Source organism: Pantoea sp. AG702 (genome assembly GCF_003182295.1).
GTDB lineage: Bacteria > Pseudomonadota > Gammaproteobacteria > Enterobacterales > Enterobacteriaceae > Pantoea > Pantoea ananatis.
This window is the reverse complement of sequence record NZ_QGTU01000009.1, coordinates 207,170-224,043: the sequence shown is the minus strand read 5'-3', so window position 1 is coordinate 224,043 and position 16,874 is coordinate 207,170. Positions and strand designations below refer to the sequence as shown.

20 protein-coding genes are annotated in these 16,874 nt (G+C 53.8%); 3 read left to right on the top strand and 17 right to left on the bottom strand.

The window, feature by feature from the left end; all coding sequences use genetic code 11:
* The 9 genes from DFO57_RS20275 to fkpA form a co-directional block, all read right to left on the bottom strand.
* On the bottom strand, positions 1 to 143 hold a 143-nt coding region (locus tag DFO57_RS20275), incomplete at its 3' end, for a GTP-binding protein (RefSeq protein WP_233255874.1).
* Between the two features lie 68 nt (positions 144 to 211).
* On the bottom strand, positions 212 to 2,326 hold the full coding sequence (gene fusA, locus DFO57_RS20270; RefSeq protein WP_013027472.1) for an elongation factor G: 2,115 nt from the start codon (positions 2,324 to 2,326) through the stop codon (positions 212 to 214).
* A 93-nt stretch (positions 2,327 to 2,419) separates the two neighbouring features.
* The gene (rpsG, locus tag DFO57_RS20265; RefSeq protein ID WP_006120576.1) at positions 2,420 to 2,890 is read right to left on the bottom strand and encodes a 30S ribosomal protein S7; all 471 of its coding nucleotides are present in this window, start codon (positions 2,888 to 2,890) and stop codon (positions 2,420 to 2,422) included.
* 96 nt (positions 2,891 to 2,986) lie between these two features.
* Positions 2,987 to 3,361: a 30S ribosomal protein S12 gene (rpsL, locus tag DFO57_RS20260; protein ID WP_006120575.1), complete on the bottom strand. Its 375-nt coding sequence runs from the start codon at positions 3,359 to 3,361 to the stop codon at positions 2,987 to 2,989.
* Between the two features lie 128 nt (positions 3,362 to 3,489).
* Positions 3,490 to 3,777 (bottom strand): sulfurtransferase complex subunit TusB, encoded by a 288-nt coding sequence (gene tusB / locus DFO57_RS20255; RefSeq protein WP_013027473.1) that lies wholly within the window; start codon positions 3,775 to 3,777, stop codon positions 3,490 to 3,492.
* A 9-nt stretch (positions 3,778 to 3,786) separates the two neighbouring features.
* Positions 3,787 to 4,146, bottom strand: coding sequence for a sulfurtransferase complex subunit TusC (gene tusC, locus DFO57_RS20250; RefSeq protein ID WP_015699398.1), 360 nt, complete (start codon positions 4,144 to 4,146; stop codon positions 3,787 to 3,789).
* Positions 4,146 to 4,532, bottom strand: a complete 387-nt coding sequence (tusD, locus tag DFO57_RS20245; protein WP_013027475.1) for a sulfurtransferase complex subunit TusD — start codon at positions 4,530 to 4,532, stop codon at positions 4,146 to 4,148. Before tusD ends, tusC begins: the two co-directional genes overlap by 1 nt.
* Positions 4,532 to 5,254 (bottom strand): transcriptional regulator, encoded by a 723-nt coding sequence (locus DFO57_RS20240; RefSeq protein ID WP_014604869.1) that lies wholly within the window; start codon positions 5,252 to 5,254, stop codon positions 4,532 to 4,534. Before DFO57_RS20240 ends, tusD begins: the two co-directional genes overlap by 1 nt.
* Positions 5,255 to 5,413: 159 nt before the next feature.
* On the bottom strand, positions 5,414 to 6,253 hold the full coding sequence (fkpA, locus tag DFO57_RS20235; RefSeq protein ID WP_029570735.1) for an FKBP-type peptidyl-prolyl cis-trans isomerase: 840 nt from the start codon (positions 6,251 to 6,253) through the stop codon (positions 5,414 to 5,416).
* A gap of 270 nt (positions 6,254 to 6,523) precedes the next feature.
* On the opposite strand from fkpA, the gene DFO57_RS20230 reads away from it, so the two are divergent.
* Positions 6,524 to 6,742, top strand: a complete 219-nt coding sequence (locus DFO57_RS20230; RefSeq protein ID WP_013027478.1) for a protein SlyX — start codon at positions 6,524 to 6,526, stop codon at positions 6,740 to 6,742.
* An 84-nt stretch (positions 6,743 to 6,826) separates the two neighbouring features.
* Here DFO57_RS20230 and slyD read toward each other — a convergent pair whose 3' ends face one another.
* From slyD to kefG, 4 genes are all read right to left on the bottom strand, one after another.
* Positions 6,827 to 7,387 carry a peptidylprolyl isomerase gene (gene slyD / locus DFO57_RS20225; RefSeq protein ID WP_014604868.1) on the bottom strand — a complete coding sequence of 187 codons (561 nt, stop codon included), beginning with the start codon at positions 7,385 to 7,387 and terminating at the stop codon, positions 6,827 to 6,829.
* Positions 7,388 to 7,583: 196 nt separating this feature from the next.
* Positions 7,584 to 7,778 (bottom strand): YheV family putative zinc ribbon protein, encoded by a 195-nt coding sequence (locus DFO57_RS20220; protein ID WP_110015640.1) that lies wholly within the window; start codon positions 7,776 to 7,778, stop codon positions 7,584 to 7,586.
* A gap of 23 nt (positions 7,779 to 7,801) precedes the next feature.
* Positions 7,802 to 9,607 (bottom strand): glutathione-regulated potassium-efflux system protein KefB, encoded by a 1,806-nt coding sequence (gene kefB, locus DFO57_RS20215; RefSeq protein WP_013027480.1) that lies wholly within the window; start codon positions 9,605 to 9,607, stop codon positions 7,802 to 7,804.
* A complete protein-coding gene (gene kefG, locus DFO57_RS20210; protein ID WP_013027481.1) occupies positions 9,608 to 10,159 on the bottom strand; it encodes a glutathione-regulated potassium-efflux system ancillary protein KefG in 552 nt (183 codons plus the stop codon). It abuts the gene before it with no gap.
* Positions 10,160 to 10,270: 111 nt separating this feature from the next.
* On the opposite strand from kefG, the gene DFO57_RS20205 reads away from it, so the two are divergent.
* Complete coding sequence (locus DFO57_RS20205; RefSeq protein ID WP_014604867.1) at positions 10,271 to 12,175, top strand: ABC transporter ATP-binding protein; 1,905 nt, start codon at positions 10,271 to 10,273, stop codon at positions 12,173 to 12,175.
* Between the two features lie 65 nt (positions 12,176 to 12,240).
* Here the strand turns inward: DFO57_RS20205 and tauD are convergent, their stop codons facing one another.
* The 4 genes from tauD to tauA are packed head-to-tail and all read right to left on the bottom strand — an operon-like array spanning position 12,241 to position 15,671.
* Positions 12,241 to 13,080 carry a taurine dioxygenase gene (gene tauD, locus DFO57_RS20200; RefSeq protein ID WP_013027483.1) on the bottom strand — a complete coding sequence of 280 codons (840 nt, stop codon included), beginning with the start codon at positions 13,078 to 13,080 and terminating at the stop codon, positions 12,241 to 12,243.
* Positions 13,077 to 13,907 carry a taurine ABC transporter permease TauC gene (gene tauC / locus DFO57_RS20195; RefSeq protein WP_110015639.1) on the bottom strand — a complete coding sequence of 277 codons (831 nt, stop codon included), beginning with the start codon at positions 13,905 to 13,907 and terminating at the stop codon, positions 13,077 to 13,079. The genes tauD and tauC overlap by 4 nt, the downstream gene beginning before the upstream one ends.
* On the bottom strand, positions 13,904 to 14,671 hold the full coding sequence (gene tauB, locus DFO57_RS20190; protein ID WP_014604865.1) for a taurine ABC transporter ATP-binding subunit: 768 nt from the start codon (positions 14,669 to 14,671) through the stop codon (positions 13,904 to 13,906). Before tauB ends, tauC begins: the two co-directional genes overlap by 4 nt.
* 10 nt (positions 14,672 to 14,681) lie before the next feature.
* The gene (gene tauA, locus DFO57_RS20185) at positions 14,682 to 15,671 is read right to left on the bottom strand and encodes a taurine ABC transporter substrate-binding protein (RefSeq protein ID WP_014594767.1); all 990 of its coding nucleotides are present in this window, start codon (positions 15,669 to 15,671) and stop codon (positions 14,682 to 14,684) included.
* A gap of 221 nt (positions 15,672 to 15,892) precedes the next feature.
* Here tauA and DFO57_RS20180 point away from each other — a divergent pair, with 221 nt between their 5' ends.
* On the top strand, positions 15,893 to 16,873 hold the full coding sequence (locus DFO57_RS20180) for a LacI family DNA-binding transcriptional regulator (RefSeq protein ID WP_014604864.1): 981 nt from the start codon (positions 15,893 to 15,895) through the stop codon (positions 16,871 to 16,873).
* Position 16,874: the final 1 nt, after the last annotated feature.

The window sequence follows — 16,874 nt, the reverse complement described above, 5'->3', positions numbered from 1 at the left end:
TCGAACGCACGTGCCTGGCCGCCGTTGGTTTTAGCCAGAACGGTGGTGATCGCTGCAGTCAGGGTGGTTTTACCGTGGTCAACGTGACCGATGGTGCCCACGTTTACGTGCAGTTTGTTACGTTGAAATTGCTCTTTCGCCATGGCGATATTCCTTACGTTATGCCTTCATCACTCTGGATGAAGGCATCAGTTCAAATTTAAACCGTAGCTTATTTGCTACGAGCTTCAATAACGGCCTGCGCAACGTTGCTCGGTGCGTCGTCATACTTCAGGAACTCCATGGAGTACGAAGCACGACCTTTGGTCAGAGAGCGCAGCTGAGTTGCATATCCGAACATTTCAGACAGCGGAACTTCAGCGTGGATCTGAACGCCAGTAGCGTTAGATTCTTGCCCTTTGAGCATACCACGACGACGGCTAAGGTCACCGATTACGTCACCGGTGTTCTCTTCTGGGGTTTCAACTTCAACCTTCATGATAGGCTCAAGCAGAACAGGCTGCGCTTTCTTAAAGCCATCTTTAAAGGCAATAGACGCGGCCAGTTTAAACGCCAGTTCAGAGGAGTCAACGTCATGGTAAGAACCGAAGTGCAGACGAACACCCAGATCCACAACCGGATAACCTGCCAGTGGGCCTGATTTCAACTGCTCCTGGATACCTTTATCAACGGCCGGGATGAATTCACCAGGAATTACACCACCTTTGATATCGTTGACAAATTCGTAACCTTTCGGGTTAACGCCCGGCTCCAGTGGGTACATGTCGATAACAACATGACCGTACTGACCACGACCACCAGACTGCTTGGCGTGTTTACCTTCGATACCGGTGACTTTAGAGCGAATGGCTTCACGGTAAGCAACCTGTGGTTTACCCACGTTCGCTTCAACGTTGAATTCACGCTTCATACGGTCAACGATGATATCGAGGTGAAGTTCACCCATACCAGCGATGATAGTCTGGTTAGACTCTTCGTCAGTCCATACGCGGAATGACGGGTCTTCTTTCGCCAGACGACCCAGAGCCAGACCCATTTTTTCCTGGTCAGCTTTGGTTTTCGGCTCAACGGCGATAGAAATTACCGGCTCTGGGAATTCCATGCGCTCAAGGATGATGACGTTATCTGGGTCACACAGGGTGTCACCTGTCGTCACGTCCTTCAGGCCGATCGCTGCTGCGATATCGCCCGCACGAACTTCTTTGATTTCTTCACGCTTGTTGGCGTGCATCTGAACGATACGGCCCAGACGCTCACGGTTTGACTTAACCGGGTTGAATACGGTATCACCCGTGTTAACCACACCAGAGTAAACGCGGAAGAAGGTCAGGTTACCTACAAACGGGTCGGTAGCGATTTTAAACGCCAGCGCAGCAAACGGCTCTTTGTCATCGGAATGACGCTCAGCCGGTGTGTCTTTACCGTCGTCCAGGATACCGTTGATCGCGGTAACGTCAGTCGGTGCTGGCAGGTATTCAACAACCGCATCCAGCATCGCCTGAACACCTTTGTTCTTAAATGCAGAACCACAGGTCACCAGGATGATTTCGTTTTTCAGAACGCGCTTACGCAGAGAAGTTTTGATCTCTTCTTCTGTCAGCTCTTCACCGCCGAAGAATTTCTCCATCAGCTCGTCAGAACCTTCAGCTGCGGCTTCAACCAGTTTCGCACGCCATTCTTCAGCCAGTTCCTGCATGTTGGCTGGAATGTCTTCGTAAACGAAGGTCACGCCCTGGTCTTCATCGTTCCAGTTGATCGCTTTCATTTTCACCAGGTCAACAACACCGGTGAAGCTGTCTTCTGCGCCGATAGCCAGCTGAAGTGGGACTGGGTTTGCACCCAGACGCGCTTTCATCTGGTCAACAACTTTCAGGAAGTTAGCACCCATGCGGTCCATTTTGTTAACGAACGCGATGCGTGGAACTTTATATTTGTTAGCCTGGCGCCATACGGTTTCAGACTGTGGCTGAACACCACCAACTGCACAGTAAACCATAACTGCGCCATCAAGCACACGCATAGAACGCTCAACTTCGATGGTGAAGTCAACGTGTCCCGGGGTGTCGATGATGTTTACGTGGTGTGGTTCAAACTGCTTAGCCATACCAGACCAGTAGCAGGTGGTCGCAGCTGAAGTGATGGTAATACCACGTTCCTGCTCCTGCTCCATCCAGTCCATGGTTGCTGCGCCGTCATGAACTTCACCGATTTTGTGGTTTACACCGGTGTAGAACAGAACACGTTCGGTAGTTGTAGTCTTACCGGCGTCGATGTGCGCACTGATACCAATGTTACGGTAGCGCTCAATGGGTGTTTTACGAGCCATTTGATTCCTCTGATTCTTAGACGTTCTAAGTTAATAAAGCCCAGCAGGTAAGCCACTGGGACGCCCGCTGGGTTAATAACACCTACGCAGCTGTTACCAGCGGTAGTGAGCGAACGCCTTGTTGGCTTCAGCCATACGGTGAACGTCTTCACGTTTCTTCACTGCAGTACCTTTGTTTTCTGCAGCATCAGAAAGTTCGTTCGCCAGGCGTAAAGCCATAGATTTATCACCGCGTTTACGAGCAGCTTCTACGATCCAACGCATTGCCAGGGCATTACGACGAACCGGACGGACTTCAACTGGAACCTGGTAGGTTGAACCACCAACGCGACGTGACTTAACTTCGACAGTCGGACGTACGTTTTCGAGAGCAACCTCGAACGCTTCCAGGCCATCTTTACCAGCACGTTGAGCCAGGGTCTCAAGCGCGGTATAGACGATAGATTCGGCAGTAGATTTTTTACCATCTACCATCAGGATGTTTACAAATTTAGCCAGCAGCTCTGATCCGAACTTAGGATCCGGCAGAATTTTACGCTGACCAATGACGCGACGACGTGGCATGGAAATACTCCGTTGTTAATTCAGGATTGTCCAAAACTCTACGAGTTTAGTTTGACATTTAAGTTAAAACGTTTGGCCTTACTTAACGGAGAACCATTAAGCCTTTGGCTTCTTCACGCCGTACTTGGAGCGTGACTGCTTACGGTCTTTAACACCTGAGCAGTCCAGCGCGCCACGAACGGTGTGGTAACGCACACCTGGCAGGTCTTTAACACGACCGCCACGGATCAGGATCACGGAGTGTTCCTGCAGGTTATGACCTTCACCGCCGATGTAGGAGGTAACTTCAAAACCGTTAGTCAAACGCACACGGCAAACTTTACGCAGTGCTGAGTTTGGTTTTTTAGGAGTGGTGGTGTACACACGAGTACAAACACCACGTTTCTGCGGGCAAGCTTCCAGCGCCGGCACGTTGCTCTTTGCAACTTTGCGGACGCGTGGTTTGCGAACCAGCTGGTTAACTGTTGCCATTAAATAGCTCCTGGGATTTAGCTTTTTGCTTCGTAAACACGTAATAAATCACCTCGTAGAATTACGAGGAGGCAGAATTTTAGGGCTGTGTCAAAAGGGTGTCAAGAAATAACCAGGGGGTTAACGAATTACCAGGCCATTTGTTGTCGATGTTTTACCGTTAACGCAACGAAGAAAGTATAGTCTACTGGCTGCACAATGGGGGAAATTTGCTCACCCAACCCGCGTGCATTCAGGTCCGCTTCCAACGCCCACACGTTTACCCCACTGGCGCTCAGTTTTTCCAACGCCTTACTGCCCTGCATCGCAGCCAGCACGCCGTCCTGCAGCAATAACAGGTCGTCGTCTGGGCTGAGGAGCAAAGACAGCGAATCGATATCACTGTAGGCCGGAGAATGAAATAAAGTATGCAGCATTACACGCTCTTAAAAAGTCACAATACGGTCATAGCTCGCGAGTTTTTGACGCAGCAACGGCGCATCTAAAATCTCAGCATCCAACATGCGCGGCGCACGTTCCGCTAAACCGCGATCCCGTAACGCGTCCCGACACAGGTAACATTGCTCAATATCGTACAGCGCCAGCACACCAAAGGTCGCGGCATAATGACGGGCGTGAATGCTTTCTGGCTGTTGCCCGCTGCAGAGCTGGAGCACGCCATCGCCGATAAAAAACAGGCCAATATCGTCGCTTAACGCGCCGGTGGCCAGCGCAGCATCCAGTCCTTCGCGCCCCGCGCTGCTACCATGCGGCGCACGGGTAAAAACAAATGCAACACGATTCATTAAAACTGCACCATACGTTCGCAACGCAGCAGAGCTTCCGCCAGCGCGCCTAACCCCGCCAGCGTAAAGCCGGGTTGAAGATTAGCGCCGGGCAGCGCCAGCCGTGACGCTTCCTGCTGGTCGGTCACGCCGCGGCGTAACGCCGCCGCAACGCAGATATTCAGCGCGACGCCCTGAGTCTGACTGAGTGTCTGCCATGCCCTTACCAGATCAAACTCATCACTGGCCGGTGCCGTCAGCTGATTCGCATTCAGCACCCCTTCGCGGTAAAAGAACACGCTTTCCAGTTGATGGCCGGCTGCCAGCAACGCGTTGGCAAACAGCAAGGCGCTGGTCGCCTGCTGCGTGCCATAAGCCGGTCCCGTCACTAACAGCGCATAGCGCATTAGCGATCCTGCCCCTGAAAGTCGCCATTTTTAAACTGACGGATGTACAGATACACGGTGTGTTTAGAAATATTTAAGCGGTCCGCCACCTGATTAATCGCGTCCTTGATGTCAAAAATACCTTTCTCATACAGGTTCAATACGATTTGACGATTTTTGGCATTATTAGAGACATTGCGATCGGCGCTCACCTCTTCAATAGTAAATTCCAGCGTTTGCATCACCAGGTCGTCTACCGAACTGGCGAAGTTGACGTTGGAGTCAACCTGATGCATCTCAGGGGGAAGAAATGTCGACATAATCTGCGAAAACGGAACATCAAGGTTCATATTGATACACAGCAGCCCAATCACCCGCTGCTGTCGGTTACGAATCGCGATGGTCACTGACTTCATCAGCACACCGCTTTTCGCGCGGGTAAAGTAGGCACGGGAAACATTGCTGTCTGCACCCTGCATATCGTGCAGCATGCGCAGTGCTAAATCCGTAATGGGCGATCCCACTTTACGCCCTGTGTGCTCGCCGTTAGCAATGCGCACGGCCGAACAGTTCAAATCCTCCAGTGAGTGAAGGACGATTTCGCAATGCGAGCCAATCAACATGGCAAGGCCATCTACGACGGCCTCATACGACTTTAGAATATCGTAATCAGTTTGCTCGAACGGATGCTGCTCCAGAAGATCGAAGTCGCTCAGTTCACCGGGATTGAATGGATTAGACATTGAAGACATCACCCTACATGGCTGGAGCCTGTCTCAGCGGCTTACGGGCAGACTCAATATTGGGATAGTTATGCAGGCGATAGTCTGGCAAATGTCGCGGGCTTATGCCAGAGGTTTGTCATAAACAGAAACCGCCACCCGAAGGTGGCGGTAGACAGATTACTGAGATTTCTTCGCGTCAGCAGCAGGGGCCTGCGTTTTTTCATCCGCTTTCGGAGCAGGTTTGATATCAAGCAGTTCAACATCAAACACCAGGGTGGAGTTAGCCGGAATACCCGGAACGCCGTTTTTACCGTAAGCAAGGTTCGGTGGAATAACCAGCTTGATCTTACCGCCTTTCTTAACGTGCTTCAGGCCTTCGGTCCAGCCCGGGATCACGCCATCAAGACGGAATGACAGAGGCTCACCGCGCGTGTAAGAGTTGTCGAACTCAGTACCGTCAATCAGCGTACCTTTATAGTTGACGACCACGGTATCGCTGTCTTTCGGCGCATCACCGGTGCCTTCTTTCTCTACTTTGTAAAGCAGACCGCTGTCAGTTTTCTTCACGCCGCTCTCTTTGGCAAACTTAGCGCTGTAAGCTTCCCCTTTCTCAGCGTTTTCTTTCGCGTCTTTTTCCATCTTGGCTGAAGCCGCGCCTTTCACACGCACTTCAAACGCCTGCAGTGTTTGCTCGATTTCTTCGTCAGACAGTTTGCTCTTGCCACCGAATGCATCCTGAACACCGGCAATCAGCTGCTGTTTGTCCAGTTTGATGCCCAGCTTCTCTTGTTCTTTCAGAGAGTTGTCCATGTAACGGCCCAGCGATGCACCTAATGCATATGCAGATTGCTGATCTTCGTTTTTGAAGGCAGCGTTTTTTGGAGCCTGGGGAGCAGTCTGAGGTGCATCAGCAGCAGCAGCCGGTGCCGCTGCAGTTTCTGCGGCCATTGCCAGCGGAGCATTTAGCGCAACGGCCATGGTGGTAGCTAACAATGTGACTTTGAACAGTGATTTCATCCTTTCTCCAAAACCGAAGCCTGACACCTCGGGAATCATTGCGGACTGCGGGCCCACACTATAACTTTACGTGGCAGTGGCGAACACTCCCACAGCGTAATTATCCTGGTCTACTTCCGACCTTTTTTGCATCAGGAAGTTTCACCAGAGATGATGCCATCTGGGCCATTTTCAAGCTAAACACTAAATTAAAGATAAAAAATAGGGCAATTCTGCAACGTCAGCCATTAGAATTGCGCGCTGAGTAGCACCTTAACAGGAGAACAGGTCATGCAACAGTCAGAGTGGGAACAACGTATTGAAACGCTTGAAAGTAAACTGGCTTTTCAGGAGATGACCATCGATCAACTGAACAATACCGTGGTCCAGCATGAACTTGAAATGAGTAAGATGCGCGAACATATGCGCCTGCTGCTTGAGAAGTTCAAAGCCAGCGCGCCATCGATGATTGCCGATCCTTCTGAAGAAACGCCACCGCCTCATTACTGATTCAGGCGGTTATCGACGCGCGCACCGCGACAGGCAGAAAAAAGTAAGGCCACCCGGAGGTGGCCTTGACATGCAGATTTGAACTTAGTGGCTGCAACCGCAACCACCGGTACCGCAACCACCCTGACCGTGGTCATGGCCGTGATCGTGATCGTGGTCATGATCGTGATGATGACCATCGGCACCGTGAACGTGGCCATGGGCCAGCTCTTCCGGTGTGGCTTCACGAATCGCAACCACCTCAACATTGAAGTTCAGGTTCTGACCTGCCAGCATGTGGTTACCGTCAACCACAACATGCTCGTCTTCAACTTCGGTGATTTCAACCGGTACTGGGCCCTGATCGGTTTCTGCCAGGAAACGCATACCAACCTGTAATTCATCAACGCCCATAAAAACGTCTTTTGGTACGCGCTGTACCAGGTTGTCATCGTACTGACCGTAAGCGTCGTTTGCAGGAATGTGCACCTCAAACTTATCGCCCGCTACGTGGTTTTCCAGCGCGTTTTCCAGACCAGAAATCAGGGAACCATGACCGTGCAGATAGTCTAACGGTGCACTCACCGGTGACTCGTCAACCAACACACCGTCTTCTGTACGTACCTGATAGGCCAGGCTTACCACCAGGTCTTTTGCTACTTTCATGATATCTCCTAACCGTTGAGAACAAAGATCCCGTCTCATTGGTCTATTCTTGCGTGCAATAACACCAACCAGAAAGGTTCGGGGCTGAGTACAAGAGGTTATCTTTTTCTCTTGCGACCACAGCGTTAATGGCGTCAATTGTAACGGAATTCAATCCCGCTGTGTGGTTAAGCTTAAAAAAAGCTGGGCCATTTCGCTACTCGGGATGGAAAATTCCGATCACCTGCTCATTGCTGCGAACCTGATCGCGTGCCTGTTTATCCGCTTCGCGCATTTGATGGCCGCACTTCACACACTCAACCACATCGACATTGTTTTCACGCCACATGGCCAGCGTGTCTTTTTCCTGGCAGTGCGGACAAGCCGCACCGGCAATAAAACGTTTACGCATGATGCTCTACCTGCCTTCTCTGATTACTGATCGTCGTCCCAGTCATGGATCTGACGCCGTTCATGCTGCATTTCACGCTGGAAGATATCTTCAAGTTCCCGACGGGCTTCACGCGCACGAGAAATCTGTGCATTGTCGGAATGGGCGGGCATCAGTTCCCGTAACATGCGCATATCCAGCCGACGGAAATGCTGCTGTGCGCGGTGCGCCTGATGCGGATGCATACCCAAAGACATCAATGTTTTACGCCCCAGTTCCAGCGCACTGGAAAAGGTTTCACGCGAGAACTGCGTAACGCCCGCCTGAAGTAGCTCGTGGGCTTCTACGCGGCCGCGAGCACGCGCCATGATGTGCAGATGCGGAAAATGCTGCTGGCAGAGATGGACAATCGTCATGGCATCTTCCGGATTACTGCAGGTAATCACAATGGATTGCGCACTGGCCGCCCCGGCTGCACGCAGTAGCTCCAGCTCGGTGGCATCGCCATAATAAACCTTGTAGCCATATTTACGCATCAGGCTCACCGCGCTGATATCGCGCTCCAGTACCGTGATACGTTTATTGTTCGCCATCAGCAAGCGGCCAACGACCTGACCAAAACGACCAAAGCCCACCACAATAACCTGCGGCTGATCGTCTTCAACGAACGGCTTTTCAGCATCTTCGTCGATTTCATTGAAACGACGTGCTAACAGACGGTCAATGCCTTGCATCAACAGTGGCGTCGTCATCATGGACAGCGTCACGGTTACCAGCAGAAGCGGAAGTTGATCTCCCGAAAACAGTTTGGCGGATGACGCGGCTGAAAACAGGACGAAGGCAAACTCACCGCCCTGACTCAGTACACCGGCAAACTGCTGGCGCTCCGAGCTGCGCAGACCATAAATACGCGCCAGTACGTATAAAACCAGGATTTTTACCGCCACCAGCGCCAGTACGCCCAGCAAAATCGCGATAATATGGGTATAGAGCACGCCAAGATTCAGCGCCATGCCAACTGAGATAAAAAACAGCCCCAGCAGCAAACCTTTAAACGGCTCAATCGCCACTTCCAGCTCATGCCGGTATTCACTTTCCGCCAACAGAATGCCGGCGATAAATGTCCCCAGCGCCATGGACAATCCCAGCGCATCCATAAACAGCGCCGATCCTAATACCAGCAGCAGTGAAGCAGCGGTAAACACCTCGCGTACGCCCGATGCCGCGATATAACGAAAAATGGGGCGCAGCAAATAACGGCCACCCACTAACATGCCAGCGAAGGCCAGCACCTTCATGCCCACTTTCATCCAGTCGATACTGCCGCTGTCATTGCCTGCCAGCAGCGGAATCAACGCCAGAGCTGGAATGACGGCCAGATCCTGGAACAGCAGTACTGAAAAGCCTAACTGCCCGGCTTCACTGCGATTCATTCCCTTGTCACGCATCAGCTGGAGCGCCATCGCCGTGGATGACATTGCCAGACCAATGCCGCCAATAACCGCCGCTCGCCAGTCAAATTTAGTCAGCCACAGCAATACGCCGAGAATGGCCGCTGAAAAAATCACCTGCGCCGCACCGATACCAAAAATAGAACGGCGCAGCGCCCAAAGCTTTGCCGGATTAAGCTCCAGCCCGATGATAAACATCAGAAACACGACGCCCAGCTCAGAAAAGTGCAGAATCTCATCGACGTCGCTAATAAACCCTAGTCCCCATGGCCCGATAGCAATACCGGCCAGCAAGTACCCTAAAACCGCGCCAATACCGAGACGCGCCGCTACCGGTACGATCAGCACCGCCGCAACGAGATAGATTACCCCCGCGGTCAGTAGCGTTTGTCCTTCCATTTATAACCCTCCATTTGGCAGCGGTGCTGCCAGCCAGTCGCTGTACGCGCGGGCATAGTTTTTCAGTAAATCGGGATCCTGACGGCGAGCCCAGTAAATAATCATCGGCGGCATCCAGTGCATGCGGCACATCTGCGCCGTCAGCTCGAAGGGACGTAAAATGTCATTCATGGCGTAGCGATTTAGCCCCTGGCGCTGAAAGGCGGACTCTGGCTCACCGGTGGTCACAATACTGCGCCAGTATTTGCCTTCAAGCGCATTACCATCCACGCCGTTGGCAAAGCCGCGCGACAGCACGCGATCCAGCCACTCTTTTAACAGCGCCGGGCAGCTGTAGGTGTAAAGCGGATGTTGAAAAATAATCACATCATGCTCACGCAGCAGCTGTTGCTCGTGGTAGACATCAATAAAAAAATCCGGGTAGGCAGCATAGAGATCGTGAACGGTGACATGTTCTGTTTTCTCTGCCGCCTCCAGCAAAATGCGATTTGCCTTTGAATCCTGTGCTTCAGGATGAGCAAAAAGCAGCAAAATCTTAGGTGGCTGCGACATCCTTTCCCTCCAAAGCGTCGTCATTGGTGCAGATTTCCGCTACCATGCACAACGCAACAAAAACCCAATTATGTTGCAGGTAAATTAACATATTCTGACGATACGGCGCTTATGATTGTCTTCTCTGCCCTACAAATTCGCCGCGGTATCCGCGTTCTGCTCGATAACGCGACCGCCACCATCAATCCCGGCCAAAAAGTCGGACTGGTGGGTAAAAACGGCTGTGGAAAATCCACGCTGCTGTCGTTGCTGAAAGGCGAGATCAGCAGCGATGCTGGCTCATTCACCTTTCCCGGCAACTGGTCACTGGCCTGGGTAAATCAGGAAACCCCTGCCCTGAGCCAGGCCGCCCTTGACTATGTGATCGATGGCGATCGTGAATACCGCCAGCTTGAGGCAGAACTGGCAGAGGCGAACATCAGAAATGACGGAAATGCCATTGCTTTGGTACACGGAAAGCTCGATACCATTCAGGCCTGGACCATCCAGTCACGCGCCTCGAGCCTGCTGCATGGACTGGGATTTAGTCAGGAGCAGCTTCAGCGCCCGGTAAGCGACTTTTCGGGCGGCTGGCGCATGCGGCTAAACCTGGCTCAGGCGTTACTGTGCCGCTCAGATTTGTTGCTGCTGGATGAACCGACCAACCACCTCGATCTGGATGCGGTTATCTGGCTGGAGCGCTGGCTGAAAAGCTATGAAGGTACGCTGATCCTGATCTCGCACGATCGCGATTTTCTCGATCCCGTGGTGGATAAAATTATCCACATCGAGCAGCAGACGATGATGGAGTACACCGGGAACTACAGCTCCTTCGAACGCCAGCGCGGCGCCAAACTGGCCCAGCAGCAGGCGTTATATCAGAGCCAGCAGGAAAAAGTGGCGCATCTGCAGAAATATATTGATCGCTTCCGTGCTCAGGCAACCAAGGCGAAGCAGGCCCAAAGCCGCATCAAGATGCTGGAGCGCATGGAGCTGATTGCGCCAGCGCACGTGGATAACCCCTTCAGCTTCAGCTTTCGTGCACCGGAGAGCCTGCCGAATCCGCTGCTGAAAATGGAAAAAGTCACCGCAGGCTATGGCGATCGCATCATTCTTGATGCCATTAAGCTTAACCTGGTGCCCGGCTCACGTATTGGCCTGCTGGGGCGCAACGGCGCCGGTAAATCGACCCTGATTAAGCTGCTGGCTGGTGAGCTCAGTGCCAAAGAGGGTGAGATTGGGCTGGCAAAAGGCATCAAGCTGGGTTACTTCGCCCAGCATCAGCTGGAGTTCCTGCGCGCCGACGAGTCCCCTTTACAGCACCTGTCCCGTATCGCGCCAAAAGTGCTGGAGCAGCAGTTACGTGACTATCTCGGCGGTTTTGGTTTTCAGGGTGATAAAGTCACAGAGATAACAGCGCGTTTCTCCGGTGGAGAAAAGGCGCGCCTGGTGCTGGCGCTGATTGTCTGGCAGCGCCCTAACCTGCTGCTGCTGGATGAGCCAACCAACCATCTGGATCTGGATATGCGCCAGGCACTCACCGAAGCTCTTATCGATTTCGAAGGCGCGTTAGTGGTGGTTTCGCACGATCGTCATCTGTTACGTGCCACCACGGACGATCTCTATCTGGTTCACGATGGCAGCGTAGATGTGTTTCCCGGCGATCTGGAAGACTATCAGCAGTGGCTGAGCGACCTGCAAAAACAGCAGTCTCAGCAGGATGCGGCACCCAGGCAGGATTCCGGCAACAGCGCTCAGGCGCGCAAGGACCAGAAGCGCCGTGAAGCGGAGCTGCGCACGCAGACCCAGCCGCTGCGTAAAGAAATTGAGAAGCTGGAAAAGCAGATGGCAAAATGGCAAAGCCAGCTCGCCGACGCCGAAGCCCTGCTCTCAGACAGCGCCCTCTATGAGCAAAGCCGTAAGGCCGATCTCAGCGCCGCGCTACAAAAACAGGCCGAGAGTAAATCGGCCCTGGAAGAGGTGGAGATGGCCTGGCTGGATGCACAGGAAAAACTGGAAGCCATGCTCACCGCCTGATAAAGGCGGTGATGTTTCTTGCTCTTGCCTTACTCCTCCGCACCGGCTCCAGCGCCGGGTGCGGATCAATAAGGCCGGTCACCTAGCACCGTCGCCCGCTGCATCACTCGCCTCGCCGGATAGTAGTCCGCATTCGCATAGTGCTGTGTCACCCGGTTGTCCCAGATAGCCAGGTCGTTTGGCTGCCAGCGCCAGCGCACCTGAAACTCGGGCCGGGTCACGTGGGCAAACAAAAAGCCCAGTAGCGCGTCGCTCTCTTTCTGACTGATATCCATAATTCGCGTAGTAAACCCCTCGTTGACAAACAGGGCCTTCTTGCCACTCACGGGATGGGTGCGGATCACCGGATGATAAACGGGGGGATTTTTCGCCACAGCCTGCTGCCACTGCCGATGCGCCTCTTCCGTCTTGCGATGCTTATATTCAGGAAACGCCTTGGTAAAGTCATGCTCTGCACGTAACTCAGCCAGTAATGTCTTAAAAGGCGCAGACAGCGCCTCGTAAGCGGCAATGCCGCTGGTCCACAACGTATCGCCCCCAGACTCAGGCAGCACTTTAGACGCAAGTAACGCCACGGCGGGCGGCGTTTGAATAAAGGTCACATCGGTATGCCAGTTGTCATTATCCGGCGGATTATCCTGGTGCGTGTCCAGAACGATGATCTCTTCCACGCCCTCGGCATGAGGGTAAACCGGATGAATATGGAGATCGCCAAAGCGAATCGCCAGTGCGCGATGCTGCTCGGGCGTAATGACCTGTTCGCGCAGGAACAGCACCTGGTGACGCAGCAGCGCATGATAAAGCTGTTCAAACTGCGCGTCGCTGAGGGGACGTGATACATCAAGGTTGCCGACCTGGGCACCGATAAAAGGCCCCAGCGGCTTGATGGCTAACTTTTCGTTCATTTTTGCTCTCCATTCCAGGGCGTTAACCGGCGTTGCAACGCACGCAGACTCAGCTCTAAACCAAACGCAATCACGGCAATGACCGCGATCCCTGCCAGCACCACATCCGTAGCAAGAAACTCGCCCGCCGACTGCACCATAAAACCCAAGCCTCGGGTTGCCGCGATTAACTCGGCAGCCACCAGCGTTGACCATCCCACGCCCAGACCAATCCGTAACCCGGTCAGTATCTCCGGCAGGGCGCCAGGCAAAATGACCCAACGCAGCTGTTGCCAGCGGGTCGCTCCCAACGAGGCCGCCGCACGCAGACGAACCTGCTGAGCATGACGCACGCCCGCCACCGTCGACAGCACCACCGGGGCGAATATAGCCAGATAAATCAACAGGATTTTCGAGGTCTCGCCAATACCAAACCAGATCACCATCAGCGGCAAATACGCCAGCGGCGGTACGGGCCGGTACAGCTCAATCAGCGGATCGATCAACGCACGCACGACCGGGCTGATGCCCATCGCGATCCCCACCGGGATGCCGATCGCCGCCGCCGCGGTTAAGGCAATCAGCATCCGCGTCAGACTGGCCGACAGATGCTGCCACAGCGTGGCGTCCATAAATCCTTGCAGGCCAGCCACCAGCAGTAGCTTACTTACTACCTGCTGCGGCGAAGGTAAAAACAGCGGTGCAATGAGGCCCAGCGCGGTCACGCTCCACCAGACGAACAGCAGCACAAGCAGGCTCAGGGCGCTCAGCGTAAACGAGGTGGAAAAAGGCCAGCGCAGGCGACGGTGGCGCACGGTGGCCGGCTCATCGTTGATCAGCGCACTCATACAAAGGCCTCCCGCTGTTCAAATACCCGACTCAACACATATTCCCGCTGGGCAATAAAATCAGGATCGGATTTAATGCTCCGGCAGGGTTCGCCCTCCACGAAACGCTGACCAAAATTAAGCGTCATTTTTTCCTGCACGCGCCCTGGCCCGGGAGAGAGCAGCACCAGCTCGCTGGCCAGAAAGATGGCTTCTTCAATGTCGTGAGTGATAAGCAGAATCTGCTTACCGCTGTTGCGCCACAGGGTTAATAACAGGGTTTGCATTTGCTCACGCGTAAACGCGTCAAGTGCGCCGAAAGGCTCATCCAACAGCAACAGTTGTGGATTGGCCGCCAGCGCCCGGGCGATCCCGACGCGCTGGCGCTGGCCTCCTGACAGCTGCCAGATAGGGCGTTTTTCCGCACCTTCGAGTCCGACGCTTTTGATGAAACCCCGTGCAATCTCCTCACGCTGCTGGCGCGCCATGCCGGCTATCTGCAAGCCGAAAGCCACGTTATCCAGCACGTTACGCCACGGCAGCAGGCCTTCGTTCTGAAACACCACGCCACGCTCTGCGCCCGGCCCGCGCACAGGCTCCCCGTCCAGGGAAACCGTGCCGGACTCAACCGGTAAAAATCCGGCGATCAGGTTAAGCAGGGTTGTTTTGCCACAGCCTGACGGCCCCAGCACGACCATCAACGCTTTTTTATCAAGCTGTAACGTGATGTCCTGCAACACAGGCTGGCCGCCATAACTCGCGTTCAGGTGAGCGATACGTAACATGGCGCTCTCCTCAGGGTTTAGCCAAGGGGGCAACAAAGCGGCTGGTGACATAACGGCTGTAATCACTGCCAGCCTGCGGCACTTTTCCCTGCGCTTTCAGAAACTGCGCCGTATCCACGATGGCCTTGTTCACCGGCTGATCCAGCTGTTTAACCTGCTGCGCGGCCGTAAGGTAGGTATTGCCTTTTACCAGTTCCGGAACCGCTTGCTCTGGCACGCCGCTTAAACGCGAAAGCTTGCTGAGGTTGTCAGCCTGTTTCAGCCACTTTTCCGGGTCATCCAGATAGGCTTTCTGCGCCTCAAGGGCGCTGCGGGCAAAGGCGGTAACAATATCAGGATGCTGCTGTGCGAAGTCTTTACGCACGACCCAGACATCCAGCGTAGGCGATCCCCAGCGGCCAACCTGAGAAGAGTCTGTCAGGACCTTGCCGTCCTTTTCCAGTGCATTGACAGCCGGTGCCCAAACGTACGCGCCGTCGATATCGCCCCGCTGCCAGGCGGCCACAATAGCGGGCGGCTGCAGGTTCACCAGTTGGACCTGGGAGGGTTTAATTCCCCAGTGCTTCAAGGCAGCAAGCAGGCTGTAGTGCGTGGTGGAGATAAAGGGGACGGCGATGCGTTTGCCAATCAGATCCTGAGGGCTGGCGATGGTTTTCCTGACAACAAGCGCTTCTGAATTCCCCAACTGAGAGGCGAGCAAAAACGCTTCTATCGGGAGTTGCTGCGTCGCCGCAACCGCTAGCGGACTGGACCCAATATTGCCTATCTGCACATCTCCGGATGCCAGGGCGCGCAATACGCCCGCCCCACTGTCGAATTTGCGCCAGGCTACCGTTGCGCCGCTCTCTTTAGCAAAAGTGTTATCTGCCTGCGCCACCTTGGCCGGTTCGGCAGAGGTTTGATACGCCACCGTCACGTCGACCGCGCCGGCCTGAAACGCCAGCAGTGCCAGCACAGTAGCCAAAATGGTTGACTGCCCTTTTAACATGATTTTCCCCATCACTTTTATGATGTGGGCAGTGTTGCTGGCAGGATTAATTTCACAAAGGAATTAAAAGTTATCCCTAATAGAAAGAAATTCTTAGATCATCATCTGCAATAGATTGCCGTTATATGCAAATTAAAATTCAGACAAAAAGCCATAAATTTGTCAGGCGCTCACATGCTGGGTGTGCTATTGATATGCGCTATTATTTGCTCCCGGTGAGGCCTGCGAGTTCGATGTCGATCGACAAAGTTGCCCTGTTAGCTGGCGTGTCTAAAGCCACGGTATCCCGCGTGCTTAACGCTCATCCAGGTGTGAAAGCGGATACGCGCCAGAAAGTGCTGGATGCCATTTCAACCAGCGGCTATCAGCCAAACCTGTTAGCGCGTCAGTTGCGTACCTCACAAAGCCATATGCTGCTGGTGCTGATTTCAGATATCACCAATCCCTTTTGTTCCAGGGTGGTGCAAGGCATTGAAGCGGAAGCCGAAATGCATGGCTACCATATCCTGTTGTGTAATTCCGCCTCGCAGTTTAAACGAGAAGCCGCTTACCTGACGCTGCTCACAGGCAAAGTCGTTGATGGCGTCATTACCATGGACGCGGCGGCCGGGCTGGAAAGCCTTATCGATATCATTGGAGATGCGCCCTGGGTGCAGTGCTCAGAGTTTGATCCCCAGATTGCGGCATCCTCGGTCTCCATCGATCATCTTGAGGCTGCGCGCGATACCGTACATTACCTTGCTGCCAGAGGCCGCCAACGCATTGCACTGGTCAACGGTGACATGCGTTATCTGTATTCCCAGTATCGTGAGCAGGGTTATCGCCAGGCCATTGAGCAAACGGATTTGGGCTGGTCTAAGGTCGTCTATACTGCGGATATTTCCTGTGAAGAAGGCAGTCGGGCTTTACGGGAGATGTTGCACTCACCCGAGCGACCAGACGCGGTCTTTGCCGTGTCCGATGTACTGGCGGTCGGCGTCGTGCATGCGGCGCTGGAAGCAGGCTTGCGCGTGCCCGAGGATTTGGCTGTGGTCGGGTTTGACGGTATTCCCTTTACCGGCAGCCTGAATCCGCCTTTGACCACCATAGAGCAACCGATGAATGAGCTGGGCGCCCGCAGCGTACAGTTGCTGCTGAAAAAAATCCGTCAGCCCCATGCGCCGGTTGTCAGGGAGGTGCTGCCCTGGAAGCGCCTGGAACGCGCCTCCAGTTAAC

Excerpts from the sequence above, each read along its gene's own strand:
- fusA (WP_013027472.1), bottom strand. The coding sequence starts at position 2,326 with ATGGCTCGTAAAACACCCATTGAGCGCTACCGTAACATTGGTATCAGT.
- rpsG (WP_006120576.1), bottom strand. The coding sequence starts at position 2,890 with ATGCCACGTCGTCGCGTCATTGGTCAGCGTAAAATTCTGCCGGATCCT.
- rpsL (WP_006120575.1), bottom strand. The coding sequence starts at position 3,361 with ATGGCAACAGTTAACCAGCTGGTTCGCAAACCACGCGTCCGCAAAGTT.
- tusB (WP_013027473.1), bottom strand. The coding sequence starts at position 3,777 with ATGCTGCATACTTTATTTCATTCTCCGGCCTACAGTGATATCGATTCG.
- tusC (WP_015699398.1), bottom strand. The coding sequence starts at position 4,146 with ATGAATCGTGTTGCATTTGTTTTTACCCGTGCGCCGCATGGTAGCAGC.
- tusD (WP_013027475.1), bottom strand. The coding sequence starts at position 4,532 with ATGCGCTATGCGCTGTTAGTGACGGGACCGGCTTATGGCACGCAGCAG.
- DFO57_RS20240 (WP_014604869.1), bottom strand. The coding sequence starts at position 5,254 with ATGTCTAATCCATTCAATCCCGGTGAACTGAGCGACTTCGATCTTCTG.
- fkpA (WP_029570735.1), bottom strand. The coding sequence starts at position 6,253 with ATGAAATCACTGTTCAAAGTCACATTGTTAGCTACCACCATGGCCGTT.
- DFO57_RS20230 (WP_013027478.1), top strand. The coding sequence starts at position 6,524 with ATGCAACAGTCAGAGTGGGAACAACGTATTGAAACGCTTGAAAGTAAA.
- slyD (WP_014604868.1), bottom strand. The coding sequence starts at position 7,387 with ATGAAAGTAGCAAAAGACCTGGTGGTAAGCCTGGCCTATCAGGTACGT.
- DFO57_RS20220 (WP_110015640.1), bottom strand. The coding sequence starts at position 7,778 with ATGCGTAAACGTTTTATTGCCGGTGCGGCTTGTCCGCACTGCCAGGAA.
- kefB (WP_013027480.1), bottom strand. The coding sequence starts at position 9,607 with ATGGAAGGACAAACGCTACTGACCGCGGGGGTAATCTATCTCGTTGCG.
- kefG (WP_013027481.1), bottom strand. The coding sequence starts at position 10,159 with ATGTCGCAGCCACCTAAGATTTTGCTGCTTTTTGCTCATCCTGAAGCA.
- DFO57_RS20205 (WP_014604867.1), top strand. The coding sequence starts at position 10,271 with ATGATTGTCTTCTCTGCCCTACAAATTCGCCGCGGTATCCGCGTTCTG.
- tauD (WP_013027483.1), bottom strand. The coding sequence starts at position 13,080 with ATGAACGAAAAGTTAGCCATCAAGCCGCTGGGGCCTTTTATCGGTGCC.
- tauC (WP_110015639.1), bottom strand. The coding sequence starts at position 13,907 with ATGAGTGCGCTGATCAACGATGAGCCGGCCACCGTGCGCCACCGTCGC.
- tauB (WP_014604865.1), bottom strand. The coding sequence starts at position 14,671 with ATGTTACGTATCGCTCACCTGAACGCGAGTTATGGCGGCCAGCCTGTG.
- tauA (WP_014594767.1), bottom strand. The coding sequence starts at position 15,671 with ATGGGGAAAATCATGTTAAAAGGGCAGTCAACCATTTTGGCTACTGTG.
- DFO57_RS20180 (WP_014604864.1), top strand. The coding sequence starts at position 15,893 with ATGTCGATCGACAAAGTTGCCCTGTTAGCTGGCGTGTCTAAAGCCACG.